The sequence below is a fragment of the Clostridium swellfunianum genome, assembly GCF_023656515.1.
GTDB classification, from domain to species: domain Bacteria; phylum Bacillota; class Clostridia; order Clostridiales; family Clostridiaceae; genus Clostridium_AT; species Clostridium_AT swellfunianum.
Genome location: NZ_JAMOFV010000006.1, coordinates 3,486,472 through 3,512,802 on the forward strand (window position 1 = coordinate 3,486,472; position 26,331 = coordinate 3,512,802).

General features: G+C 34.9%; 18 protein-coding genes. 16 read left to right on the forward strand and 2 right to left on the reverse strand.

The features are described 5' to 3' along the window. The first annotated feature begins 43 nt into the window (after positions 1-43). From NBE98_RS16440 to NBE98_RS16475, 8 genes are all read left to right on the forward strand, one after another. Entirely contained in the window at positions 44-1,246 is a 1,203-nt protein-coding gene (locus NBE98_RS16440) for an ROK family transcriptional regulator (RefSeq protein WP_250816102.1), read from the forward strand. A 255-nt stretch (positions 1,247-1,501) separates the two neighbouring features. Then, positions 1,502-2,620 carry a PfkB family carbohydrate kinase gene (locus tag NBE98_RS16445; protein ID WP_250816103.1) on the forward strand — a complete coding sequence of 373 codons (1,119 nt, stop codon included), beginning with the start codon at positions 1,502-1,504 and terminating at the stop codon, positions 2,618-2,620. A 135-nt stretch (positions 2,621-2,755) separates the two neighbouring features. Continuing rightward, positions 2,756-4,027 (forward strand): glucose-6-phosphate isomerase, encoded by a 1,272-nt coding sequence (locus tag NBE98_RS16450; RefSeq protein ID WP_250816104.1) that lies wholly within the window; start codon positions 2,756-2,758, stop codon positions 4,025-4,027. 113 nt (positions 4,028-4,140) lie between these two features. Next, entirely contained in the window at positions 4,141-4,935 is a 795-nt protein-coding gene (locus tag NBE98_RS16455) for an ABC transporter permease (protein WP_250816105.1), read from the forward strand. Continuing rightward, entirely contained in the window at positions 4,911-5,702 is a 792-nt protein-coding gene (locus NBE98_RS16460; protein WP_250816106.1) for an ABC transporter ATP-binding protein, read from the forward strand. Before NBE98_RS16455 ends, NBE98_RS16460 begins: the two co-directional genes overlap by 25 nt. An 80-nt stretch (positions 5,703-5,782) precedes the next feature. Beyond that, positions 5,783-6,829 (forward strand): ABC transporter substrate-binding protein, encoded by a 1,047-nt coding sequence (locus tag NBE98_RS16465; protein WP_250816107.1) that lies wholly within the window; start codon positions 5,783-5,785, stop codon positions 6,827-6,829. A 158-nt stretch (positions 6,830-6,987) separates the two neighbouring features. Continuing rightward, positions 6,988-8,490: a sensor histidine kinase gene (locus tag NBE98_RS16470; protein WP_250816108.1), complete on the forward strand. Its 1,503-nt coding sequence runs from the start codon at positions 6,988-6,990 to the stop codon at positions 8,488-8,490. 24 nt (positions 8,491-8,514) lie between these two features. Continuing rightward, a complete protein-coding gene (locus NBE98_RS16475) occupies positions 8,515-9,189 on the forward strand; it encodes a response regulator transcription factor (protein WP_250816109.1) in 675 nt (224 codons plus the stop codon). Positions 9,190-9,394: 205 nt separating this feature from the next. Here NBE98_RS16475 and NBE98_RS16480 read toward each other — a convergent pair whose 3' ends face one another. Both NBE98_RS16480 and NBE98_RS16485 read right to left on the reverse strand, forming a co-directional pair. Continuing rightward, positions 9,395-11,173: a sensor histidine kinase gene (locus tag NBE98_RS16480; protein ID WP_250816110.1), complete on the reverse strand. Its 1,779-nt coding sequence runs from the start codon at positions 11,171-11,173 to the stop codon at positions 9,395-9,397. Beyond that, the gene (locus NBE98_RS16485) at positions 11,173-12,609 is read right to left on the reverse strand and encodes a response regulator transcription factor (RefSeq protein WP_250816111.1); all 1,437 of its coding nucleotides are present in this window, start codon (positions 12,607-12,609) and stop codon (positions 11,173-11,175) included. Before NBE98_RS16485 ends, NBE98_RS16480 begins: the two co-directional genes overlap by 1 nt. Before the next feature lie 360 nt (positions 12,610-12,969). Between NBE98_RS16485 and NBE98_RS16490 the strand changes: the two genes are divergently transcribed. From NBE98_RS16490 to NBE98_RS16525, 8 genes are all read left to right on the forward strand, one after another. After that, positions 12,970-13,929 carry an ABC transporter permease gene (locus tag NBE98_RS16490; protein WP_250816112.1) on the forward strand — a complete coding sequence of 320 codons (960 nt, stop codon included), beginning with the start codon at positions 12,970-12,972 and terminating at the stop codon, positions 13,927-13,929. A 23-nt stretch (positions 13,930-13,952) separates the two neighbouring features. After that, positions 13,953-14,849 (forward strand): carbohydrate ABC transporter permease, encoded by an 897-nt coding sequence (locus NBE98_RS16495; protein ID WP_250816113.1) that lies wholly within the window; start codon positions 13,953-13,955, stop codon positions 14,847-14,849. Between the two features lie 103 nt (positions 14,850-14,952). Continuing rightward, positions 14,953-16,569, forward strand: coding sequence for an extracellular solute-binding protein (locus tag NBE98_RS16500; RefSeq protein ID WP_250816114.1), 1,617 nt, complete (start codon positions 14,953-14,955; stop codon positions 16,567-16,569). A gap of 183 nt (positions 16,570-16,752) precedes the next feature. Next, positions 16,753-18,630: a beta-N-acetylhexosaminidase gene (locus tag NBE98_RS16505; protein ID WP_250816115.1), complete on the forward strand. Its 1,878-nt coding sequence runs from the start codon at positions 16,753-16,755 to the stop codon at positions 18,628-18,630. A gap of 329 nt (positions 18,631-18,959) precedes the next feature. Then, positions 18,960-20,360 (forward strand): sulfatase, encoded by a 1,401-nt coding sequence (locus NBE98_RS16510; RefSeq protein WP_250816116.1) that lies wholly within the window; start codon positions 18,960-18,962, stop codon positions 20,358-20,360. A gap of 115 nt (positions 20,361-20,475) precedes the next feature. Continuing rightward, positions 20,476-22,404, forward strand: a complete 1,929-nt coding sequence (locus tag NBE98_RS16515; protein ID WP_250816117.1) for a DUF4838 domain-containing protein — start codon at positions 20,476-20,478, stop codon at positions 22,402-22,404. Positions 22,405-22,477: 73 nt separating this feature from the next. After that, positions 22,478-23,968 (forward strand): sulfatase-like hydrolase/transferase, encoded by a 1,491-nt coding sequence (locus NBE98_RS16520; RefSeq protein WP_284703652.1) that lies wholly within the window; start codon positions 22,478-22,480, stop codon positions 23,966-23,968. A gap of 120 nt (positions 23,969-24,088) precedes the next feature. Beyond that, positions 24,089-26,323 carry a glycoside hydrolase family 2 TIM barrel-domain containing protein gene (locus NBE98_RS16525; protein ID WP_250816118.1) on the forward strand — a complete coding sequence of 745 codons (2,235 nt, stop codon included), beginning with the start codon at positions 24,089-24,091 and terminating at the stop codon, positions 26,321-26,323. Positions 26,324-26,331: the final 8 nt, after the last annotated feature.

Here is a 26,331-nt window from a genome sequence, read left to right on the forward strand (position 1 = left end):
TTATGTTAAGATTGTAGTGAAAATATTTGGCAGGTGGTAAGACATGAATCACACAAAAAAAATAGGAAATTCACAAATAAGAGAAGATCATAAGACTAAGGTTCTGAATTATATAAGAATTAATAATGCTGTTTCCCGTACAGATATTTATAAAAGTACGAACATTTCAAAACCTACTGTTACTAGAGTCATAGAACAGCTATTGGAGGAAGGCTTAGTTATAGAAGGCGGAACTGCTGCTGGAGAATCGGATGTAGGGAGAAGGCCTGTTTATGTTCAGATTAATCCTTCAGCTTACTATTGCGTTGGAGTAAATATATCAAAGAGTGCAATACAAGCTTCCATTATTGATTTATCCATGAATATAATCTATAAAAAAACTACTAGTATAAAGCGTATTAATGGAGTTGATGATTTTAAACATATAGTGCTAAGCTGTATTAATGAGATTCTAGGCCAGGTTAATAACATAGATAGGTCTAAAATCCTGGGCATAGGCATAGGCGTACCTGGAACTGTAGACTATAATAAAGGAACCATTATGACATTTGCTTCAAAGCCTGACATTGTGGATGTAAATCTCAAGGATTTCATTGAGGAAGAATTAAAGCTTCAAGTTTTTATAGATAACAATGCCAAAACCAGGGCTCTTGGAGAGTATTGGTATGGTTATGGAATTGGATATAAGAATATAATTTTTGTAGTTTGCAGCGAAGGAATAGGAAGCGGTATTATTACAGATGGAAATTTATTGCGAGGAAAGAATAACGTTACTGGTGAATTTGGCCAGATGATTATAAATGTTGATGGAGGGTTTAATTCAGTCGAAGCTTGCTGCGCACTTGGGTCAGTAGAGAGTTCTGTGAAAGCTCTTTTAAAGCAGGGAAATCAATCAGTGCTGATTGATTTAGCTAAGGGAGATATAGAATCTATTGATTACAAGTTAATTTGTAAGGGTGCAGCTAAAGGTGATCTATTATGCATTGAGCAATTAAAACATGCTGCAAGCATTTTAAGTATTGGATTAGTTAATACAATACAAATTGTTAATCCAGAGATTATTATTCTTTCTGGTGAACTATTTGATGAAAGTGAGTACTTCTATGAGCTAGTAAAGGAGTATACAAGAGACAGATTATTGAATATTTTAACTCAGGACACGGTATTCGCAAGGCGTAAAGTAGTAGATGGCTTATATGAAATTGGGGCTGCAACCTTAATTTATAAACGTTTCTTTCAAGATTAAGAGGTGATGAATTAATATATAAAAATAAATCCAGGCAAATAGTTTCATATTGAAATTATGTCAGATGGGCTATATAATAAGTTTATGGAATGAGATTACTCTTGCTTAATTCTAGTTAATGATTAACATGCAATAATTATATGGAAATTGTTTCATTATGAAATTAATTTTACTGTATTCTTTTATTAAGTAAAAAAGCTAAGAGTGTTTCTCTGGAGAATTATAAGATTATTATTAATAAGGAGTGGGGATAGGATGAAACAAAACGGTTGGTCTGACTTGAATTTGAACCATGTGATTGATTATATTGAAAAGGTTGATGGAAAGATTATACTTGGAATTGATGGCTTCATAGATCAGGTATGGCAGGTTATTGAAACTAGGATAAGCAAGGATGAATATAAGATAATAGATAAAATGAGACAGTTTGGAGAAATAATAGTCAATCGCGGTGGTGGCGGTATGGCTAATGAGTTAATAAAAAAACGCCGAAGCTGCGGAGGTTTTACAGCCAACACCGGAAGAGTTATAGGAAACCTTGGTTTATCTCCAATTCTGCTTGGTATGTATGGTAAAGATGCGGTGGATCCAATTTTTAATGAATTTAAAGAAAAATGCACTCTAATAAACGTTGGGGAACCAGTTATCAGCAATATTCTTGAATTTTCCGATGGAAAGATAATGATGCCATATTTAAAGGAACTTTTAGATTTCGATTGGAATGAATTAGTTAGCATACTTGGATATGAAAACTTAAAAATGATATTTGCTGATGCTGATATTGTTTCGTTGGGATACTGGTCAAATATGCCCGGATTTGATGAACTGATAACTAACATTTATGATAATTACCTCATAGAAAATAACACTAAAAGAATGTTTTTTGATTTTGCCAATATAAAGAAGAGAAGTGTAGAAGCAATAAAAGAAACATTTAATGTGTTAGGAGGTTTAAACAATAGAATACCAATGACACTAAGTCTGAATGAACATGAAGCTGTGCTGTTATTTTCTTATTTTGACGAAGAAATTACAGAGAATCTTGAGCAAGTTGGTATAGCAGCAGCTTCCATAAGGGAAAAAATAAATCTTGATGAAATTATTATTCACACACCTCATTATGCTTTAGCTGCTTCAAAATCAGAAGGTACAGCATTTATGGTACAAGATTATTGTTTAAGTCCGGTGGTAACAACTGGTGCAGGCGATACTTTTAATGGAGGATATATAGCCTCCTGTCTTAATAACCTTAACATTAGCGAAAAATTAGCAATATCAAACGCAGCAACAAGATTCTATGTTAATAATGGTTTTCCACCTGATAGAAATCAGCTGATAGAAGAAATTAAAAGGTTAACGGAAAAATTAAGTTAAAACCAAGGGCCTGAGGAGGCCTTTTTCTTTATTAAGACAACCAAGTTTACTCATACAAACAGCTAATATCATTAGTTATATATTGATAAATTGATTTTATAAATCGTCTATTACTAGGATGCGGGAGGTAATGGGATGCTTAAATTTGACTTTGAAAATTCATTGGCTTTTTTAGGAGATAACAATGTTTTTAACTACATTGAGGAGAATGAAGAAACACTAAAACAACTTTTTTCTGAAAAAAAAGAGGACAAAGAACAGTTTTTTGGATGGTTTAATGTGGAAAAGTGGAAAACCCAAGAGCTTATAGTTAAAATGAAGCAAAAATCACAGGAAATTTGTGAAAAAGCTGATGTTTTTGTTCTTATCGGCGTAGGTGGTTCTAATAATGGTGCTCGCTCTCTCATTAAGGCGCTAGCAAAAGAATCAAAGGTTGAGGTCTTATACGCCGGAAATAATCTTTCCAGCAATGCAATATGCGAGCTTCTAGATAAACTTAAGGGAAAATCTGTTTATATGAATATAATCGCCAAAAACTTTGAAACCTTAGAACCAGGGCTTTCATTTAGAATTCTACGTAGGTTTATGTGGGAACAATATGGAGATGATATTGCTGAAAGGGTGATAGTTACTGGAACTGAAGGAAGCCCACTTCATAGACTAGCTGATGAAAACGGCTACATGTTTCTACCATTTCCTAAGGATATTGGAGGACGTTTTTCTGTACTCTCACCAGTTGGATTATTTCCTTCTGCCGCGGCAGGCATTGATATTGAAGAAATCCTGTATGGTGCAATGGAAATGGAGCGTGAATTAAAGGGCATATCATTTAGGGCGAATCCTGCGGTGATTTATGCAGTTATAAGGCATCTGTTGGAAGAACGGGGCTTCGCTATGGAGTTTCTTTCCTTCTTTGAGCCGGATCTGGAGTACTTTTCTAAGTGGTGGGTGCAGCTGTTTGCAGAAAGCGAGGGAAAGAACCACAAAGGTCTGTATCCTGTTGCATGTTCTTTTTCAGAAGATCTGCATTCTGTTGGACAATATATACAAAGTGGAAAGCGAAATCTTGCAGAGTTATTCCTGCATGTAGAAAATGTAGCGAAAAATTATAGAGTACATCCAGATATTAAGATTACAGATGGATTTGATTATCTGGACTACATGGAAGTCAAGATGATTAACGATATTGCTTTTCGTGCCACAGTACAAGCACATACATCAGGTTCTGTACCATGCAATATCATTACCGTATCTAAGTTAACTCCATATTATTTTGGTCAGTTGTTTTATTTTTTTCAGTTTACCTGCTATATTTCTGGAATGTTTAATGCTGTTAATCCATTTGACCAGCCTGGTGTAGAAGCTTATAAATCAGAAATGTTTAAACTCTTAAAAAAGTATGATTAAATTTCATACTGATATTTTGAGAAAGAGCTCGCTATAATGAATATATAAACAATAATCGTTAAACGTATTCATAGTCAATATTAGCAATTTAAATTTAGGAAAAGAGGGGTTATATGAAAAAAAATCAGAATGCTGTGAGTAAGAACATTGTAAGTATACCTGATTGGGTATGGCTGATTATTTCTTTTGTACTAGCTATAGGACTTTTACAGCTGTTATCAATTATGCCTAAGACTGCAATGGTTTTCAGTTCTCCAGCGTTAATTATTAAATCGTTTTTGAAAAAAGCTGCTGATGGAACCATTTGGAAGCATATAGGTACAAGCTTATTTCGTGTGTTTGGCGGTTTTAGTTTTGGATTTATAGTAGCGATTCCAGTTGCTTTTCTAATGGGCTGGTATAGTGTTTTTAGAAATTTAGTAGAGCCATGGATACAATTTGTTAGAAATATTCCGCCAATTGCGTATATTCCCTTGGTTATCGCAGGAGTTGGTGTAGGTGAAGAAGCTAAAATAGTGGTTATTTTTATTGCTACATTCCTTGTAAATGTTATATCAATTTATCAGGGAGTACGTAATGTGGATGTCACTTTAATTAAAGCGGCAAAAGTACTTGGAGCAAAGAATAGGGATATATTTATTAAAGTAGTAGTACCTGCCTCAACACCTTTCATTCTGGTTGGTGTACGACTTGGATTATCTGCAGCATTAACTACTCTTATTGCTGCAGAAATGACGGGGGCTTCTAGCGGACTTGGAATGATGGTAACCTCAGCAGGACAATATTTCGATATGTCCACAGTTTTGATGGGTATCATAATCATAGGTATCATAGGTATCTCACTTGAGAAGCTTGTAAAATTTATTGAGAGGAGATTAACTGGATGGCAGGAAACACAGGTAAGATAAAGGTTAAAATCGAAAATGTTAAAAAAATTTACAATGGCAGAAATGGTGAAATGGTTGCACTTAATGGAGTAAGCCTAGATATTGCAGATAATGAATTCGTCTGTGTAATTGGTCCATCTGGGTGCGGAAAATCTACTTTATTAAATATAATAGCTGGTCTTGACACCGCTACTTCAGGCGATATTTACGTAGATGGAAAAGTGGTAGAAGGTCCTGGACCTGAGCGTGGTGTTGTGTTTCAGCAATATGCATTATTTCCTTGGCTTACAGTTCGTAAAAATGTAGAGTTTGGTCTAAAACTTAAGGGGATAAAAAAGGAAGAGGCAGATAAGATTACAAACAAGTATCTTAAGATGGTCGATTTGGAAGACTTTGCAGACAGCTACCCAAAGGAACTTTCAGGAGGTATGAAACAGCGTGTTGCTATTGCGAGAGCCTATGCGATGAATCCTGAAGTACTCCTAATGGATGAACCCTTTGGTGCTCTGGATGCTCAAACTAGAACGCAGCTGCAGTCTGAACTTCTAAAAGCTTGGGAAAATGAACGTAAGACCTGCTTCTTTATTACACATGATGTGGATGAAGCAATTATTCTAGCTCAACGTGTAGTTATAATGAGTGCTCGCCCAGGTCGTGTGAAGGAAGTTGTTAATATTGACATACCTTATCCTCGTACCCAGGAAACAAAAATGACAAAGGAGTTTTTAGAACTTAAAAATTATATTTGGAGTAGAGTTTACCAGGAGTATCTGGAGGTAAGAAGATAAAGGATTTTGATGCGAAAGCATTTAAAATTAAATAAAAAATTCACAGTATAAATTTAAAGGGGAAAAGGGAGGAAATAGCAATGAAGAAGATTTTAAGTACAGTATTGATTGCAGCTTTAAGCGTATCAGTGCTTGCAGGATGCAGTAACGGAACAAATACCAGTACAGCTCCGCAAAAGAATGAACCAGCTTCATCATCTAAAGTAGAGCGCATAAAAATGAGAGTTGCGTACATGCCAAACATGGGCAGCGCCAGCACATTGATTACAGCAATTAAGAAAGGTTATTTTGATGAACAGGGTATTGATGTAGAGGCTGTTAAATTTGCAAAGGGTCCTGAAGAAATTGCAGCTATGGGCAGCGGAAACATCGACGTAGCTCAAATCGGACATGGAGCACATTCTCTTGCTGCAAAAGGGCAGGCTAAAATATTTACTCTTGACGGTACAAGTCTTGCAGATGAAGTTTTAGGAAATAAAGAAAAGGGAGTAAATACTATAGCGGACCTTAAAGGAAAGACAATAGGTACTTCACTTGGAACCTCCAGTGAAATTATATTAAACCTTGCACTTGCATCTGTGGGTTTGACTCAGAATGATGTTAAGATAGTGCAAATGGATCCATCAGCTGCTGTTACAGCTATGGTAACGGGCAAGATTGATGCATGTGCAATATGGTCTCCATCAACAATAACTGTAAAGGAAAAGCTAGGTGACAAGGTAGTTATGCTGGCAAACAACAATACTTATAAAGAACAAATGGTGTTTCCATCCAGCTGGATTTGTACTAACGACTACTTCAACAAAAATCAAGATAAGCTTATTCGCTTCACTAGAGCTCTTTTAAAAGCACAAGACTACAAGAAAACCCACATAGAGGAAGTTGCAGGCTGGGTAGCACAGTTTATTGAGCAGGATCCAGCGGTTATTAAGCAATCTATAGGCGAAGGAGATTGGCCGGAAGCTAAACTTGTTTATGATATAGCTAAGAATGGAACCTTGAAAAAATGGTATGAAAACCAGCAGAAGTCTTTCATAGCAAGTAAGGCGTTAGAAAAGGCCGTTGATGTAAATAACTATTTCTCACCTGACATTATTGTAAAAGCATATGAGGCTAATCAAAAGTAAATCGTCTATGAAATATGGCTATTTATTGAAACCTTATGTCTAAAAGGGTATAAAGCTAAACTTTATACCCTTTTGTCCTTCGAGGAATTTAATGTGCATTCTATCTTTTGAATGATATAATAAGGTGAGCAAAGTAATCTGCAATGGAGGAAGCTGCTGTGCTTATATTGATATTAACTTTTCTTGCAATGTTTTCAATTGCTCTTGTAATTTTAAAGAGAGATGGAAGCTCCATGCTTCTTTTAGGTCTTTGTACAAGCTTAATTCTTATGTTTTCAGGTATTATAATCTATACAGCCAAAATAGGCGGCTTGAGAGCCTCCCAAGAAGCATTTCTTTTTTTATCACCAAAAATTAAAAATTGGATTCAATATATGGTTATAACTTTGGATAAAATTGGGTACTTAATTGCTATAGGACGATATTTATTTCCAACCTTTTTATTGCTCCTTGCTATCAATTATTCTATGGTTCCCTTTATTAGACGTCATATTAAGCATGTACAAGTTTTGCTGTTTATTCCCGCTGTATCATTGGTATTATATTACCCAAGAGTCTTTTATACAATGGTGCGAGGTAGATTTGTCTTACAGCGAATTTTGATGACAGCAACTCTCATCTGGATTTTCTTGTATCTGCTCTTTGCTATAGGACTTTTAATTAGAGAGTACGCAAGCATTACCATGGTATATTTTTCACGTCAATTCCGTTATATTTTATTTTCTCACATTAGCCTTGCACTGCTTTACGGAATTTTTAGCGTACAGGATCCTATTCAGGTATACCAATTATATGGCGCAGAGTATTTATGGGTCAGCGGTATTTCCTATGCCAACCCATCCTTATCTTTTTTCGGATGGTGTCTTCTTACTGCTTCCGTACTTTTATTTGTAATTCTAGGGTTTTACAATCTGGTAGGGTATACACAGGTTAATTTTCGGGCAGATCAGGAAGATATACAACTACAGCGTAAATTTGATACAGCCAGTATGGGAGCTTCAGTATTCGTACACAGTATCAAAAACCAACTTCTTTCTGTACGTGTAATTAATAAAAAAATTAATCAAGTATTTTCACAGGATAATCCGGATTTAGAAGCACTGAAAAAATATACAGATATGTTTAATCAGATGAATGAAAATATGCTTGAGCGAATAGAGGAACTTTATCGAAGTATAAAGTCTCATTCAATTTCTCTTACACCGGTTGCGTTAGATAACATTATAAATATGTCAATTGCGCGATTTAATCAAAAATATCCTGATTATAATGTGGAAGTTACTAATAAAACTAAGGTATATGTATTGGCGGATAAAACACATTTAAGCGAAGCAATATATAATTTGTTGATAAATGCGCAGGAGGCAGTGCTGGAGGCAGGCAGAGAAGCAGATGGCAGGGTAGAGCTGTCAACTCATGAAGAAAGACTTTATACGGTTATTAAAGTGCAGGATAATGGAATTGGACTGACTAAAAATACTAGGAAGAAAATTTTTGACCCATTTTACACTAGTAAAAATACAAACTACAATTGGGGGATGGGGCTTTATTACGTTAGACAGATTGTAAAAAGCCATTTGGGTGTACTTCGCATGGAGAGTATACAAGGTAAAGGGACGAACTTCTATATTATGTTACCTCGATATAATAAAACAAATTAACTTCAAAAGGATGGTGTTACTCCAATGTCAGAAAAAATTAAAATAATGGTTGCAGAGGACTTTGAGCTGCTTAGTGAGGATTTATGTGATTTAATCAATGCTCAAGATGACATGGAGGTAGTAGGGGTTGCAGCAACTGGAAATGAAATTATCAGGCTTGCCAAAGAAAACGATTGTGATATTATACTTATGGATATAGAAATGGAAAATATAAGAGCTGGAATTACAGCAGCTGAAATCATATTAGAGAGTAAACCAAAGCAAAAAATTATTTTTTTAACTGCCCATGAAACCGAAAACATGATTTTTACCGCAATGGATACTGGAGCAGTAGACTATATTGTAAAAGGCGGTAGTGAGGAAGAACTTTTGTACCATGTACGCAGCGCATATAAGGGTAAGCCTGTAATGGAAGCAAATATTCAGGCAAAAATCATGCATGAATACTCTAGGCTTCGCAGGTCGGAGCGCAGCTTACTGTTTTTTATCAATAATGTTTCGCAGCTAACCAAGGCAGAGCGTGAATTAATACATTGGCTGCTTCAGGGTAAAAAAGTAAATGAAATTGCAAAACTGCGCTGCGTGGAGCCTATTACTGTGAAAACACAAATTAAGGGCCTGCTTCGAAAGTTCGGCTGCACCCGTACAAGAGAAATTGTGAGGATGATTCGGGAATTAAATCTTGATTACTTGTTTTAGTGATTCCTACTAATAATGGAAGTAAAGTATTAATTTAGTTTATATAATGCTGTAATTATCATAAGCATCACAGCCCATAGCTTATAGTAAGCATTTATATTTGAAGCTTAGATGCTTATTGAAATATTTTATTGTACGGATATGAGTGCTTTTGTATATTAGATTTTGATTACTTATCACTGATTTGTTTTAATATGGTTATAGCTTAAGTCGTTTTAACTACTGGAAGGCTGAGTAATATTTCGGTCCCTTTTCCTTCAATACTGTTTATAGTAAGCCCATATTGTTTTCCATACTTTAATTTAATCCTATTGTTTACATTTGTTAATCCAATATGCTCTTTGGTTGCCTTTAGGGAGGCAGCTTCTTCCCGAAGCAATAAATTGCGCAATTCTTCTAGGGAATCTAGAGAAATTCCTAAGCCGTTATCCACGACATGTATTTCCAGTAAATCAAATTCATTTTTTTGCGCAGTAATTTTGAGAACTCCCCCTTCAATGAGAGGCTCAAGACCATGATATACAGCATTTTCAACAAGTGGCTGAAGAATCATCTTTGGAATAATTAGGGTTTTGATATCCTCTGGACAGCTTATTTCAAATGCAATTCTATCTGAAAATCTTATTTGCTGAATCTTAGTATAAGATTCTATTATTTTAAGCTCTTCTTTAAGCATTACCTCATCGGACCCCTTTATGCTGTAGCGAAATATTGCACTCAGGGCTGCAGACATTTCGTATACTTCCTTTACTCCTTTTACTAGTGCTATACCCTTTATAGTGTCAAGAGTATTGTAAAGAAAATGAGGGTTTATCTGACTTTGAACATAGGCTATTTCAGCCTGCTTTTTTTCAACCTCAGTTTTATATAATTTTGTAGTTGTGTTAACAAGATTATCTGTTAGAGAATTTAACTGACTAAGCATACTGTTAAATTCATCAGATATAGCCTCTATTTCAGCATACCCTTCGAGATTAACCCTGGATTTCAGTAAATTTAGATTGCGATTTTTAATCTTTTTCATAAATGTTGTCAGTTTATTAAGGGGAGTAAGTATGTTCATTATGACAAAGCTGAATGGAGCAAAAACAATTACTAAGGTAATAATAACAAGTATAGAGCTGAAGAATTTTATTTTACCAAGATCTTTCGTAAGGACTTTAATTGGAACTGCTGTAATAAGCTTTCCCTCAATTTCTGGAATGTTGTAAATTTGCATTACGTAGTTACCAGCTAAAGTCTTATAAATAAATGACTCTTCATCCTTGTTTTGCAGTTTTGTCAGAGTATCTTCATCCAGGATAAGATTGGAAGAATTATTTGAAGTCAATAATCTACCTTTATTATCCATAAGGTAGATATTCGTGGAGGAGAGACCAGGGAGCTTCTCAATTTCCCTGTTTATAGATTTTACATCTAACAGTATTGTAATGAAACCGATTTTTTGGCCAACAGGCTTTGGCTGTCCCCCAGATAGTATATTCATTCCATATACAAATGTATCTGTATAGGAAAAGTTATCAATTCTCATTGAGCCAATAAAATCTACAACTCCGGTTTCTCCTAAGCTATTTCTTATTGAATAAGCAGTATTTACATTTCCGCTGATTGATGTAGCTTTACCTGAAGAATTTACAATAATAATGTCCAGTATTCCATCATAGGTATTTTTGGCTACGCTTAAAATACTATCAACCTTTTGAACTAGTTCATATGTTTTCAATTTATCCTCTTCAATTAAAAAGCTTTGGACAGTACTGTCGTAGCCAATAGATAGCATTAATTTTTTTATATTGATGGAGTTGCTTGAAATTCTTTGTTTAAGAAGAGACGCAATCTCTGCATTATATTGAGTGTTTTGCTTAATCATTAGCGAATTTATCTGCTTGTAGGATAAATTTATAACTATAGGTATTAATACAATAATAAAAAGATAAGCAGTGACAATTTGAACTTTAATAGTTTGTTTCTTAAAGCTTTTCATTATACAATACCTCTTGCCTTGTTCCTGTATATAGAAGGAGTAGTATGGTTAAATTTTTTGAACACCTTGGTAAAATAAAAATAATCATGAAAACCACACTTTTCGCTTATATCGCTTATAGGAAGTTCTGTTTCATGTAAAAGCTTACAAGCATAATCTATTCTTCTCTTCGATATATACTCAATAATAGTTTCCCCTACCTCCTTTTTAAAAAGGCTGCACATATAATTTGGATTGATATAAAATTTTGAAGCTAGGGTAGTGACAGAGATATCCTTTGTTAGATTTTCATTTATGTGCTTTAATATTTCTTTTATCTTTCCGTGTTCAACAAGTGAATATTTATCATTATTTTTGTCCGAGAAATATGTTAGCGTATTTTCTTTAAGATAATCAATCATGGCATTAACATCGTTAAACTGCTTGTACAAGTCCTCGTAATCATCAAAAATAGACAAGTGTTTTGATAAAATATCGCTACAAGAAAGATAGGTGATTAAATTGAAGAATATATAGGCTGTTTTAATATTAAAATACCCTTCATGAAAAGCAATACGTAAAGTTTCAATGCTATTTATAAAATGCAGCCTGTCTTTTCTTTTAAGTGAGTCTGAAATATCCGATAGCAAAGTATTCATATAAGCTTCTTCTAATGAACTGTTTTTATAAATTCCAAACTTACCGCTAAAAAAAACGCCGTAAGAGGCAATTGAAGCGGTTTCAAGGGAGGTTTCAATTTCAGAAAGCTCTGAAACAGCAAAACCTAAACCAATGCTTTTAATATTAGCCTTTTGATTAGTGAGAAGACACTCTGATATATTGTGAGGGGATTGTCCATAAACAAGATAACCATATTTATCAGTATTTATTTTAAAACTTATGTGTTTTGTACCATTTACAAATTCCAATACATTTTTACCTAGTGATACTAAGGGCGTAATTGACCTTTTGTTATCTGGAATAATTTCATTTGTAAGCAGAATACTTCTAATATTGTCAATATCTTTAGTACATATAGCCTCATAAAGAATAAATGGATTATAGGTTTGAGTATTATTTTTAGAACTTAGTCTTAATGAAGCTCTGTCCAATAATTCAGTAATATCATCTATTTCAAAAGGTTTAAGGCAATAATCGAATATACCATAGCTTATAGCCTTTTGTGCATAGGCAAACTCTGCATAGCCACTGAGAATAACAAACAAAGAGTCAGGAAGTTTTTCCTTTGCTTTTTTTATAAGCTCCAGTCCATTAAATCCAGGCATTCTTATGTCTGTAAATACAAGTTCTGGCTTATAACTTTCTAAGATTTCTAGACCTTTAATACCGTTTTCAGCATCTCCAACTACTTCAAAACCGTATTTATTCCAGTCAACTCCAGTTTTAAGTCCCTCTATTATCCACTTTTCATCATCTATAATTACTACTTTATACATTGAATCATCTCCAAAAAAGTATTTTATTTAAGATAGAAAATTTAATACTTGTTAACGATTTTAAAGAATAACGAAATTATATCATAAATCAATAAACAGATGTAGACCTTTTCAATTCTTATTAAAAATTTCAGATTGAATATGTAAAAGACTAAGATTTCATATGGACAAAATTAAGAAATTAGAAGAGTTTTAAATTAATAGCAAATCAAAAAATAAGAAACATAAAAAAATACAATTACATTCTCTATTTTATCCATACAGCTTATAAGGCTAGTACTCTATAATTATCACATAAGAACAAAAACGTTTACTATATAGATAAAACGGTTTTACAAAAATTATAGGGCGGTGGGTACAGTGAAGAATTTAGTAAGACAGCCTGGCATAAAGGAGAGATATTCTCCCGAAGGCGGACTAATAAAAACAATAGCAAATTACAAATATTTTTACTTAATGGTACTTCCGGTAGTGATCTGGTATATAGTATTTGCATATACGCCGATGTATGGAGTAACTTTAGCTTTTAAATCCTTCGATTACAGTAAAGGAATTTTAGGAAGTCCTTGGATTGGGCTTGACAATTTTAGGCAACTTCTTACAGATGTGGATTTCTGGAATGCCTTTAAAAATACTTTGATAATAAGCTTTGGAAAATTGCTATTTCATTTTCCGCTGCCTATTGTTCTTGCCATCGTATTAAATGAGTTTTCAAGAGATAAGGCAAAGAAGTTTTTTCAGACAGTATTTACCTTTCCTCATTTTATTTCATGGGTTGTACTTTCTGGTATAATTACAAATATATTTAGCACCAGCGGTGCCTTTAATCAAATTATGACTTCTTTAGGTTTTAGTAATTTCTCCCCGTTAGTCGATACTTCAACCTTTAGGCCCATGTTATATTTGACTCATATTTGGAAGGAGATAGGATGGGACTCAATAATTTACTTGGCAGCATTAACTGGTATTAATCCTGAACTTTATGAAGCGGCTGAGATGGATGGAGCTAACAGGTTTCAACGCATTATTCATATAACGTGGCCTGGAATTAGAGGCACAGTTGGTATTCTGCTTATCCTAGCTGTAGGAAATCTTATGAGTATGGGTTCAAGTTTTGATCAGATTTTTAATCTTTATAGTTCTCCTGTTTATTCCGTTGCTGATACAATTGATACCTTTGTATATAGGACTACTTTTACAACCGGAGCTAATTTTGGTTATATGACATCAATAGGTCTTCTTAAATCTATAATAAACCTTATTTTAATATTTATTGCAAATACTACGGTTAAAAAAATGGGTGAGGAAGGCTTATATTAAAATTAGTGAGGAGGTAGTTAATTATGGAAAATAAATTTGCTGTTAAGAAAAAAATAAGTACTTTCGATATTGTTGTGTATATAGTTCTAGGGATTATTTCAATAATCACCATATATCCTTTTTACAATGTATTGATTTTATCCTTTGCAAAATTTGAGGTAATAACAAAAAGTAATCTTTATATATTGCCACTTTCCTTTGACCTATCGGCATATAAAGCAGTTTTAGGTGATTTAAAGTTTTTCCGATCACTTTTAGTTTCTGTATTTGTAACTGTTGTAGGGGTTACTGTTAATATGGTTATATCGGTCAGCGGAGCGTATGCTCTTTCCAAAAAGAAAATGCCTGGAAGAAATATCATACTTACAGGAATTTTATTTACAATGTTTTTCAGCGGAGGGCTAATACCATATTACTTGGTAATAAGTAAACTTAAGCTTGTTAACAATATAATGGTTATGATTATTCCAACAGCGATAAATACAATGTATTTAATAATTATGAAAAATTATTTTAGTACTATTCCGGCTAGTCTTGAGGAGTCAGCTAAAATTGATGGTGCTGGAGATATGTATATATTGATAAAAATCATTCTTCCGATATCAGCTCCATTTATCGCAACCTTTGCACTTTTTTATGGTGTTGAAAGGTGGAACGAATGGTGGAATGCACTTATGTTCATTAATGAATCTACTAAGGCACCTCTTCAAATTTATTTGAGGGAAGTTTTAATAACATTTAATTCTATGTTAAGTGATATTGCTTTAAATCAAGCTCAGGACAAAATGCTAAAAAATGTGTATACACCTAGTCTGCAAATGGCTGCTGTTGTTATAACCTCTGTGCCAATATTGCTTTTATATCCTTTTCTTCAAAAGCATTTTACAAAGGGGATTCTTATTGGGTCAATCAAAGGCTAACTTATTCTCGAGTAGTCATCTATTATAGTAAATAACCATAATGCATGCTAAAATGTGCATTATGGTATTTAAATAAAAATTATAAAATTAGGGGGAAGTTTTTATGCAAAGAATTAAAAAATTTCTTGCACTTGCAATGAGTGCTATGGTACTTTCTGGAGTACTAGCTGGCTGCAGCTCTAAAGCAACTGATTCAGCAAGCACAAAAGAGTCTTCTACAAGCTCATCAGAAGATCCTTTTAAAGAAAAAATTGAGATATCAGTTGCGTTTTGGGATATTGAGAACTTTGCAAGTAAGTTTTCAGAAGATAAGATATTCCAAGAGATTACTAAAAAACTTAATATTACAATAAAACCTGTAAACGTTACCTGGGATGATTACGCCCAAAAACTTCAGATGTGGGCTGCTTCAGGACAGCTACCAGATATATTTGCTACAGATGCTATTGGAACTCAGTATTACAGAAACTGGACTTCACAAGGAATAGTAAAGGCCCTTCCAAGTGATATGAGCAAGTATCCAAACCTTCAAAAGTATTTTGAAGCGCCTGATATAAAAGGGTTGAAGGAAAATGGAAAGTATTATGCTATTCCAAGAAGAATGTTTCCTTCGGTGGACTGGAGTGTTCTTGACAGACCAGTAATATATAGATGGGACCTTGCACAGAAGGCTGGGATAACAAAAGAACCTGAAACTTGGGATGAATTTCAAGCAATGCTAAAAGCAATTGTTGAAAAAGACCCAGAAGGAAAGAAAATAACTGGACTTACCTCAAGTACAACTAAAATGATAGGAGGCCTATTCTGGCTTTACAGCAATCCAGCTGCAACAAGTGACGGAAGCGGAAGCGACTTTAAGTGGGTTAAAGAAGATGGTAAGTATGTTCCAGCAGTATTTTCAAAAGGCACATTGCCATCCCTAGAGAATATGAGAAAAATGTATAATGATGGAATAGTTGACCCGGATATAGCGCTAACCAAGCCAACCGTTGCTTACGACAAATTTGCTTCTGGTAAGTCTGCGGCACTACTAGCTGGAGGAGGCTTTATCAATTTGGATAATGAAATTGATGCAAAAAGATGGCAAAAAGCTTATCCAGGTGTAGATATTAACACAGCTGTAAAGGTTTTAAAACCTCTTAAGAATTCAAGTGGTGAAAGATACCATGCTGCATTTAAGACATACTGGTCAGAAAGCTATATTAGTTCCAAAGTAGATGATAAAAAGCTTGACAGAATAATGAGACTATACGATTATATTATTTCTCCTGAGGGTAAAGACCTTCTTACTTATGGTATAAAAGATGTTGATTACAAAGTAGAAGGAGATAAAAAGATTCCATTAACTGAAAACTTAAATACAAAGTATCCTGCAAAAGGACTCCTTAAAGATTTAGTAGCATATGAAACTTCAGATTCCTACAAAATGGATAATCCAAAGATTGCAAATGTAAAAACAAGACAAGAAGCTGTAAACTATATTGATTGGGTAATTAAGAATACTAAAGTGCCAGATTATAAAATTGAGCTTACATATTTATCAACTCCTACAAAAGATAAATTTACTGTGATGGACCATGATGATCTTCTAAAGATTATGCTAGGTAAAGAACCAGTAGATAAGATGTGGAATGATTTGCTTAATGGTTATAAAGGAAAAGGCCTTGATAAAATGATTGAAGAAGTGAATGCGAAAGCAAAAGAAATGGGAATAAACTAGCTTATCCTGAAATGTAAAAAAGCTCCATAGATTTATGAAATAAGTCTATGGGGTTTTTTGTGAATTGCTAGAATAATTATTAATTTATAAAAATTGTAATCTCTAGTGGTTAGAAAAAATATTATAGTAAATTAACATTATAAACAAAGTGAAGTTTTTTATTATAAATATATGAGGTGGGTTATGGATATTTATTTTAACGGAGACATTAATGCTCTTAATGGAGGTATTGAAATATTAGGAAAACAGCTATGTTTTGAAGTTTCTGAAAAGGGTATACCTGTAATAGTAGAAATGCGTAGTGGTTGTATTGAAGTGGGTTTTAAAGAAGGACGTGGCTATATAAAAGCGGAACGAAAGATTCATTTTTTTAGAGCATTAGGTTTGTTTGTAGAACATATGAGAAAAGGTGAGGATTTTTGCATTATAGAAGAGCCACAATTTGAAATGAATGGAATTATGGTTGACGTTTCAAGAAATGCAGTCTTAAAGGTAAAAAGTATAAAAAAGCTGCTTGAGAATATGGCTACAATGGGATTGGACATGATGATGCTTTATACGGAAGATACCTATGAAATATCTGGCAAGCCATATTTTGGATATATGCGTGGAAGATATAGTTTTAATGAGTTAAAAGAATGTGATGATTATGCTGATATATTTGGAATAGAAATCGTACCCTGCATTCAGACATTAGGGCATCTAGAGCAGGCTTTGAAGTGGAGTTATGCAAATAACATTAGGGATACTTCAGATATTTTACTTGAAGGCTGTGAGGAGACGTACGTATTTATTGAAGATATGATAAAAGCTGCTTCTGCTCAGTTCAGAAGCAAAAAAATACACTTAGGCATGGACGAAGCTCATAATCTTGGATTAGGAAGATATCTTGATAAAAATGGATATAGCAAAAGATTTGATATTATGAGCAGACATATAAATAAGGTAAAAGAAATAACTGATAAGTATGGCCTTGAGCCTATGATATGGAGCGATATGTACTTTAGGCTCGGATCAAAGGCGGGAGAATATTATGATTTAGCTTCAGAGATACCTGCTGAAATAATTGATGAAATTCCAGAGAATTTGGACTTAGTATATTGGGATTATTATCACAATGAAGAAATAATCTATACAGAGTTTTTAAAGAAACATAAGACTATGGGCGATAATACCATTTTTGCTGGCGGAATATGGACCTGGAACGGTATGGCAGTAAATTATCATAAGTCCTTTGTTACTACAAATGCAGGCTTAAGCGCATGTAAAAAGGAAGGAATAAAGAAAGTATTTGCTACTCTATGGGGTGATAATGGAGCAGAAACGAATGTATTTACAGCTCTTTTAGGTCTGCAGCTTTTTGCAGAGCATGGATATTCAAAGGATATTAGCATGAAGAAATTAAGAGAAAGATTTGAATTCTGCACTAAAGGAAAATATGATGCATTTATGGATTTATCATGTATAGACACACTGCCTGAATTAAAATCTGATATTGCAAACCCGTCAAAATATTTACTCTGGCAGGATATATTAATAGGCTTGTTTGATAAGCATGTTGAAGGCCTTGATCTTAAGAAATACTATTCTAATACAGAAGAAATAATGTTAAGACATGTTGACGATAACAAGGAATGGGGATTTGTTTTTAATATGCCTGCAAAACTATGTTCTGTATTGAAAATTAAAAGCACTCTGGGAGTGGAGATTAAAAAATTCTATGATTTGAAAGACGTTGAGGCCTTGCAAAATATTTCACAAAACACACTTCCAGAGCTTTACAACAAAATAAATGACTTAAGACTATCTCATAGAGAACAGTGGTTATACACATGTAAGCCTTTCGGATGGGAAGTAATTGACATTAGGTATGGAGGAACTTTAGCAAGGATAAATACAGCAATAGATAGGCTTAATCAGTATGTAAAGGGTGATATTGACAATATTGAAGAACTTGAAGAAGAAAGGTTGTTCTTCAACCATGGAGATATGCCTTTAGAGCAAGGTTTCGGATCCTGCAACCTGTATCATAGAATTGTTTCAGCAAGTCCTATTGGCTAGTCTATATCACTAAGAATAGAAGAAAAAACTTAATGTAATTTTACCTGAGGTTGATTAAATGCGTGAAAATTATATTGGAGTTATAGACAATCCAGTGGGTGAAACATCATATCTTGATACTTAGAATGAAGATGGTCATCTATTCAAAATGCTTATTCAGCTACATCTACCTGCTTACCGACTAGAGCAGCTATATTAAATTGACTAAGGGGATAGAGCAATGGAAAGTAGTATTTTTGCAAGGACTATTAAGGGGACATGGATTAATATAGTTAATTAGCGAGGCTTAGTACAATAAGTTATGTGGTAAAAGAAATAGGAGGAAGGTAATGAATAACCTAAACAGACGTCCTAATATAGTGTTTATTTTAATAGATGATATGGGCTGGAAAGATCTAAGCTGCTATGGCAGTGAGTTCTATGAAACACCTAATATTGACAAGCTGGCAAAAGAAGGCATGATTTTTACAGAGGCTTATGCAGCCTGCCCGGTTTGCTCTCCAACAAGGGCTAGTATAATGAGTGGTAAATACCCTGCTAGAGTAGGGGTAACCGATTGGATTGGCGCTCATACGAGAGGAAAGCTTATTGATGCACCATATGTGAAATATCTGCCTCTTGAAGAAAAAAGCTTGGCACAATCCTTAAAAGAGGGAGGATACCATACCTGGCATGTGGGCAAGTGGCACCTAGGAACCAACAAATATTATCCTGATAAACATGGCTTTGAGGTAAATATAGGAGGCTGCCATATTGGTCACCCAGCTAGTGGATACTTCAGCCCTTACCATATTGAAACACTTAGTGAGGGTAACCAGGGAGAATATTTAACGGATAGATTGACGGATGAAGCTATAAATTTTATTAATAATAATGATGATAAGCCATTTTTCCTTAACTTATGGCATTATACAGTGCATACACCGATACAAGCAAAAGAAGAAGATGTAAATCGATTTAAAGAAAAAGCAAAAATTTTAGGCCTTGACAAAGTGAAAGACATGAAGGAAGAGGAGCTGTTTCCATGCTATCATAAGAAGAATTTAAGGGTTCAAAGGAGAATTGTGCAATCGGATCCGGAATATGCTGCTATGATTTATAATCTTGACTGGAATGTAGGAAGATTAATGAAGGTGCTGGAAGAAACAGGACAGGCTGATAATACTGTAATTTTCTTTACATCCGATAATGGTGGACTAGCTACTGCTGAAGGTTCACCAACCTGTAATGCGCCGTTAAGTGAGGGGAAGGGATGGATGTATGAAGGTGGAGTTCGTGAACCGCTATTAGTAAAGTGGCCAGGAGTAATAGCTCCAGGGAGCATTTGCAAAGAGCCTGTTTCATCTCCAGACTTTTATCCTACAATACTAGAAATTGCAGAACTTCCACTAGTTCCAGAGCAGCATACAGATGGTATCAGCTTCACGCCTTTACTTAAGGGCGATGAAACCTTTGAGAGAGGCCCGATATTTTGGCATTATCCTCATTACGGAAACCAAGGCGGAAGTCCGAGCTGTTCTATAAGAATGGGCAACTATAAGCTAATTATGTTTTTCGAAGATAATAGGCTTGAACTCTATAACTTAGAAGAAGATATTAGTGAAAAAGTAAATTTGGCTAACAAGCTTCCTGAAATAGCTTTGGAAATGCATGAGAGGTTAGTTAAATGGATAAACAGCATAGATGCAAAAATTCCAGCACCTAACCCAGAATATGTGGCTTGGAGATAGAGCATAGGTATAAGACTTCAGTTGAGGCATGGCCACTAAGTAATTGAAATACCATATTTCATACTATGGAAAGAAACGGCTATTTAAAATTATAAAATCGCTGGGAGGTTTAATTATGGACTTGATTAAGATAGTAAAATTGCAAGATGATAATACAATAAGCTATGCTGCAGAAGAATTGATGAAGTATCTAAAGGAGATAACTTGTAACAGTGATGAATACAACATAGCAAATGCAAAAAATAATAGCGGGCTATGTGAAAAAATAATTTATCTTGGATGCTTTTCAGATTTTAAACTGTATTGGAACTGTAAATTGGAAAATGCAGAGCTTGATGATGCTGTATATGTTGATATTAAGAAAGGTACAGGTATAATTGCAGGTTCAAATTCAAGAAGCATATTGCTTGCTGTTTATAGATTTTTAACTGAATTAGGCTGCAGGTGGGTCCGTCCAGGAAAAGAAGGAGAAATAATAATAAATAAGCCTTTAGAGGAAATCAATGTATCCTTGAAAGAAACCGCATCTTTGAGACATAGAGGTATTGTAATAGAGGGTGCTGACAGCTATGAAAATGTATCTGATATAATCGAATGGCTGCCGAAGGTTTTTTATAATTCATACTTTATTCAGTTTAAAGAGGCTTATACTTTCTTTGACAAGTGGTACAGTCATGTTAATAATCCAACAAAGACTGCAGAGTCATTCAACATAGATATGGCAAGGGAGCTTACTCATAAGCTTGAAAAAGAGATTGAAAAAAGAGGTTTGATATACCATGCAGTTGGGCATGGGTGGACTACGGAATGTTTAGGAATACAGGCCCTAGGCTGGGACTCTGAGAAGCACAGCTTGAAACCTGAGTTATACGAATACCTAGCAGAAGTAAATGGAAAAAGGGATTTGTGGAACGGAATACCAATGAATACTAACCTTTGTTATTCTAATCCTAAAGCAGTAGAACTGATAACAAATCATATAGTCCAGTATATCGCTGAACATAGTTATATTGATTTTCTTCATGTATGGTTGGCAGATGATTTAAATAACTATTGTGAGTGTGAAGAATGTAAAAAGCATACACCTACAGATTTATATATTCGAATTCTTAATTTGCTGGATGAAAAGCTGACAAGAGAAGGCCTGAACCAGAAGATAGTATTTCTCATATATTACGAACTGTTGTGGCCGCCAAAGCATGAGAAAATTAATAATCCAGACAGATTTATAATGATGTTTGCACCAATTTCACGTACCTTCGAAAAATCCTATAAGGGATTTAAAGGGAATGAAGCTATACCAGAGTATGCGAGAAACAAGATGGTGCTACCAACAAGCCTGGGTGAAAATCTAGCATATTTGGAGCACTGGCAGAAGATATTTAAGGGTGACAGCTTTGATTTTGATTACCCTTTAGGAAGAGCTCACTACGGAGATCCTGGATACTGCAAGATTTCTAGGGTAATAAGCGAGGATATAAAAAGTTTAAAGAATCTGGGCATGAATGGATATTTAAGCTGTCAGGAGCAAAGAGCCTTCCTACCAACAGGGCTGCCTAATTATGTTATGGGGCTTACACTTTGGAATACTTCTATAGAGTTTGATTATATTGCAGAGGATTACTTTAAAAATGCGTTTGGTCCTAGATGGAAGGAAGGTAAGAATTATCTAGAGGAATTGTCTCAGTTATTTGATATAGAGTATTGGTGTGCGCAAAAAGAGTGGATTGATGAAGTAGTAGGAGAAAACATGAAAAAGGTTGCTAGTTTTGTTGACACATTCATGCCAGTGATAGAAGCCAATTTAAACCTGGATAACAACTGCTGGAGAAAGTCTTGGGAGTATCTGTATTGGCATGTGGATTACTGCAAGCTTTTTGCAAGATTTCTTCAGTGCAAGACTGAAGGCGATGAAGCAAAAATATATGAGACTTGGAATGAACTAAAAGGCTATATACAAAAAACAGAAGATAAAATTCAGCCTGTGTATGATGTTTACAGATTTATTCAAATAGTACAATGGAAATTTGAGCTTAAGGCTTAAAAATAAACTGATGTAAGATAATGAGTTATCTAATTTTAAATATGTACCGTGTAGATCGAGAGGAGGAATAAAGTTGTACCATAAGCAGATAATAGTCATTATGACAGATTCACAAAGAAAGGATATGGTGGGGTGTTATGGCAATAAGGCTATGAAAACTCCAAACCTTGATAATTTGGCTGAAATAGGCATGCGCTTTAATAAAGCATATACAACTCAGCCAGTATGTGGGCCGGCCCGGTCAGCCATATTTACCGGCACATATCCTCATACCAATGGCAGCTGGGGAAACGGCATGGCTTTAGGTGATAATGTTAAAACTATAGGACAACGGCTTCGTGACAACGGATTTGAAACGGCATATATAGGAAAATGGCATCTAGACGGAGGAGACTATTTTGGACTTGGACGATGTCCTGATGGCTGGAATAGTGAATATTGGTATGACATGAGGTGCTATCTTGAGGAATTGACAGAAGAGGATAGAGTATGGTCAAGAAAACCGCAAATTATGGAGCAGAGAAAAATTACTGAGGAGTTTACATACAGTCATAGATGCAGTGATAGAGCTATTGATTTTCTATCTAAAAATAAAGATGAGGATTTTCTTTTAGTAGTTTCCTATGATGAGCCTCATGATCCCTATGTATGTCCAGAACCATACTCATCAATGTACAGGGATTATGAGTTTCCGAAGAATATTAATCTTTGGGATAATCTTGAAGACAAGCCAGAGCACCATAGGGCTTGGGCTGGGGATAATCTTTATTCTGACAAAGATAGCTTAAAAATAAAGCAGCAATATTTTTTTGGCTGCAATTCCTATGTTGACTATGAAATAGGGAGAGTCTTGAATACTATTTATGAGAGTACGCCCGATGCTTTAATAATATATACCTCAGACCATGGGGATATGCTTAACTCACATTCTCTCACTGGCAAAGGTGCTGCAATGTATGAGGAGATTACAAATATACCTTTTATTGTTAGGTGGCCTGGAATAACACCTGAAGGTTTTGTATGCCACAGTCCTGTTTCTCATATTGATATTACTCCAACAATTCTAGAGGCAGCAGGCCTTTCAGTGGCAAAGCTTTTAGAAGGAAAGAGTCTGAAAAGTACATTGTGTGACCCAGCTGTGAAAACAAATGATGCTGTATTTATGGAGTTTTCAAGATATGAGGTTGACCATGATGGGTTTGGCGGCTTTCAGCCTGTGAGAGCGATTTTTGACGGAAGGTACAAGCTTGTTATAAATCTTTTAACTTCAGATGAGCTTTACGATATTGAGAAGGATCCTTCAGAAATGAAAAATATTATAAAGGATGCAGAATATGGTGATGTACTGGATAAACTGCATGACATGCTTTTAGCTTGGATGAATAATACCCGTGACCCCTTCAGAGGCTACTATTGGGAGCAACGGCCTTGGAAAAAGGATGCCTCCTCAGCTACCTGGTCTTATACGGGTATGACCAGGCAAAGAGAAAATGAAGAGTATGAGCCGAAACAGCTTGACTATTCCACAGGCTTGGAGATTACAGAAGCAGTTAGAAGAAAGTAACATGAAATTTATAGTAGCAGAAGTGATAATTCTGCTGCTATATTTAAATTAATGTAAGGAAATTATATTCTATTAATTAAATATTAGATTTAAGAATAACTACAGTAAGGAGATAGCACTATGCCAAGACAGAACATTTCATTAAATAGTGTGTGGTTATATAAAGATAATTTTAAAGAAGAGTATATCAATAGCTTTTATGATGACTCCGATTTTATAACAGTAAATCTTCCTCATGCAAACAAAGAGGTCCCCTACAACTATTTTGATGAAAAATCCTACCAATTTGTATCCTGCTATAGAAAAAAGTTTACCGTTGGCATGGAAAATAAAGATAAGCTTCTTTTTATAGATTTTGAGGGAGTTATGACCTATGCAAGGGTGTTTTGCAACGGCCTATATGTTGGTGAACACAAAGGAGGATATACTCCTTTTTCCGTTGACATCACAAGCTGTGTTAACTTTGAAGAAGAAAATGTTATTGCTGTAATGGTGGATTCTACAGAGAGAGAAGATATACCTCCCTTTGGATATGTTATTGATTATTTAACCTTTGGGGGAATTTATAGAGAAGTAAGCCTAAGAATAGTTGATAAAGTACATATAAGTAATGTATTTGCAAAAACCCTTCGTGTACTTAAAGAGGAGAAGAAGGTTTTAGCAGAAGTATACATAAACAATACAAGTAAGGCACATGGAGGATTTAAGCTAAATGCCTACCTTTCTGAGGGTGAAAGGGTTTTGGCAGAAAAACAAGAGCTATTTTCCCTTAGATATGGCATAAACTGTAAATTCGAGATACAGCTTGACTGCATAAAGGAAGCAAAGCTGTGGGATATTGACAGCCCAAATCTTTACGATTTTAAGGTATCAATTGAGTGCTGCAGCGGGTATGATGACAGCTTCGCAGTAAGAATCGGTTTTAGAGAAGCTATTGTGACTGAAGGTGGTTTTTATCTTAACGGAAGAAGATTGAAAATCAGAGGTCTTAATCGTCATCAGTCCTATCCTTATGTGGGATATGCCATGCCAGCAAGAGCGCAAAGAAATGATGCAGACATATTAAAATATGATCTTAACCTTAATACCGTAAGAACCTCTCATTATCCCCAATCAAGGCATTTTTTAGACCGCTGTGATGAAATTGGACTTCTTGTATTTGAGGAAATACCAGGCTGGCAACATATTGGCAATGAAGAGTGGAAAGCTGTAGCCTGTGAGAATGTAAGGGAGATGATTAAAAGAGATTGGAATCATCCTTCCATATTCCTATGGGGAGTTCGTATTAACGAATCTGGAGATAATCACGACTTCTATACAAAAACAAATGCTATTGCACATGAACTTGACGATACACGCCAAACCGGAGGAGTTCGATGCATAGAGCGAAGTGAGCTTCTAGAGGATGTATACACTATGAATGATTTTATCCATAGGGGAGAAGAAATAGTTTTAAGAGACCAAAAGCATGTTACAGGATTAGATAAGCATGTACCATATATGGTAACTGAATTTAATGGGCATATTTATCCGACAAAGAGGTTTGATAATGAGGAACGATTGATAGAACAGGCATTAAGGCATTTTAGAGTTAACAATAAAGCTGCCTTAGAGAATAATATTTCTGGAGCTATAGGCTGGTGTGCTTTTGATTATAACACACACTTTGACTTTGGTTCAGGTGATAGAATTTGCTACCATGGTGTTATGGACATGTTTAGAATTCATAAGTTTGTAGCTTTTATGTATAAAAGTCAGGTAAGTCCTGACAAGGAGGTTATACTCGAGCCTTTAACCTTATGGAGCCGTGGCGAACGTAATATAGGAATGATTGTTCCGCAGGTTATTTGTACAAACTGTGAGGCTGTGGAGCTTTATGTTGAAGGTAAGCTTTTAGGAAAGTATTATCCTGATAAGGAAAACTTTGCAGGATTAGAATATCCACCGGTATTTATTCATGAGATTCCTGGAGACTGGGGAGTTTCATGGGGAGAGGCTGAATTTAAAGGCTATATTAATGGCAAGGAAGTTATAAGCAAGAAGTTTTGTAGAAATCCTGTGCCGAAATTAATAACTGCCGAAGCTGATGACCTTACTCTTTCTTCAGGTGATATGGACGCAACAAGGATAGTTTATAAAATAGTGGATAAGGCAGGAAATATACTTCCATATATTAATGAGCCTGTTGAATTTGAAATATCCGGACCTGGTGAGATTATTGGACCCAAGATCACAGCCTTTATTGGTGGCTGTATTGCAGTATGGATTAGAACTATGGGCGAAAAGGGTGATATAAAATTAAAGGCAAGAAGCAGCAGACTCGAAGCGGAAGAATTAACATTCATGGTAATATAACTTAAACA

Excerpts from the sequence above, each read along its gene's own strand:
- NBE98_RS16445 (WP_250816103.1), top strand. The coding sequence starts at position 1,502 with ATGAAACAAAACGGTTGGTCTGACTTGAATTTGAACCATGTGATTGAT.
- NBE98_RS16515 (WP_250816117.1), top strand. The coding sequence starts at position 20,476 with ATGGACTTGATTAAGATAGTAAAATTGCAAGATGATAATACAATAAGC.
- NBE98_RS16455 (WP_250816105.1), top strand. The coding sequence starts at position 4,141 with ATGAAAAAAAATCAGAATGCTGTGAGTAAGAACATTGTAAGTATACCT.
- NBE98_RS16440 (WP_250816102.1), top strand. The coding sequence starts at position 44 with ATGAATCACACAAAAAAAATAGGAAATTCACAAATAAGAGAAGATCAT.
- NBE98_RS16450 (WP_250816104.1), top strand. The coding sequence starts at position 2,756 with ATGCTTAAATTTGACTTTGAAAATTCATTGGCTTTTTTAGGAGATAAC.
- NBE98_RS16460 (WP_250816106.1), top strand. The coding sequence starts at position 4,911 with ATGGCAGGAAACACAGGTAAGATAAAGGTTAAAATCGAAAATGTTAAA.
- NBE98_RS16480 (WP_250816110.1), bottom strand. The coding sequence starts at position 11,173 with ATGAAAAGCTTTAAGAAACAAACTATTAAAGTTCAAATTGTCACTGCT.
- NBE98_RS16485 (WP_250816111.1), bottom strand. The coding sequence starts at position 12,609 with ATGTATAAAGTAGTAATTATAGATGATGAAAAGTGGATAATAGAGGGA.
- NBE98_RS16495 (WP_250816113.1), top strand. The coding sequence starts at position 13,953 with ATGGAAAATAAATTTGCTGTTAAGAAAAAAATAAGTACTTTCGATATT.
- NBE98_RS16505 (WP_250816115.1), top strand. The coding sequence starts at position 16,753 with ATGGATATTTATTTTAACGGAGACATTAATGCTCTTAATGGAGGTATT.
- NBE98_RS16465 (WP_250816107.1), top strand. The coding sequence starts at position 5,783 with ATGAAGAAGATTTTAAGTACAGTATTGATTGCAGCTTTAAGCGTATCA.
- NBE98_RS16510 (WP_250816116.1), top strand. The coding sequence starts at position 18,960 with ATGAATAACCTAAACAGACGTCCTAATATAGTGTTTATTTTAATAGAT.
- NBE98_RS16475 (WP_250816109.1), top strand. The coding sequence starts at position 8,515 with ATGTCAGAAAAAATTAAAATAATGGTTGCAGAGGACTTTGAGCTGCTT.
- NBE98_RS16500 (WP_250816114.1), top strand. The coding sequence starts at position 14,953 with ATGCAAAGAATTAAAAAATTTCTTGCACTTGCAATGAGTGCTATGGTA.
- NBE98_RS16525 (WP_250816118.1), top strand. The coding sequence starts at position 24,089 with ATGCCAAGACAGAACATTTCATTAAATAGTGTGTGGTTATATAAAGAT.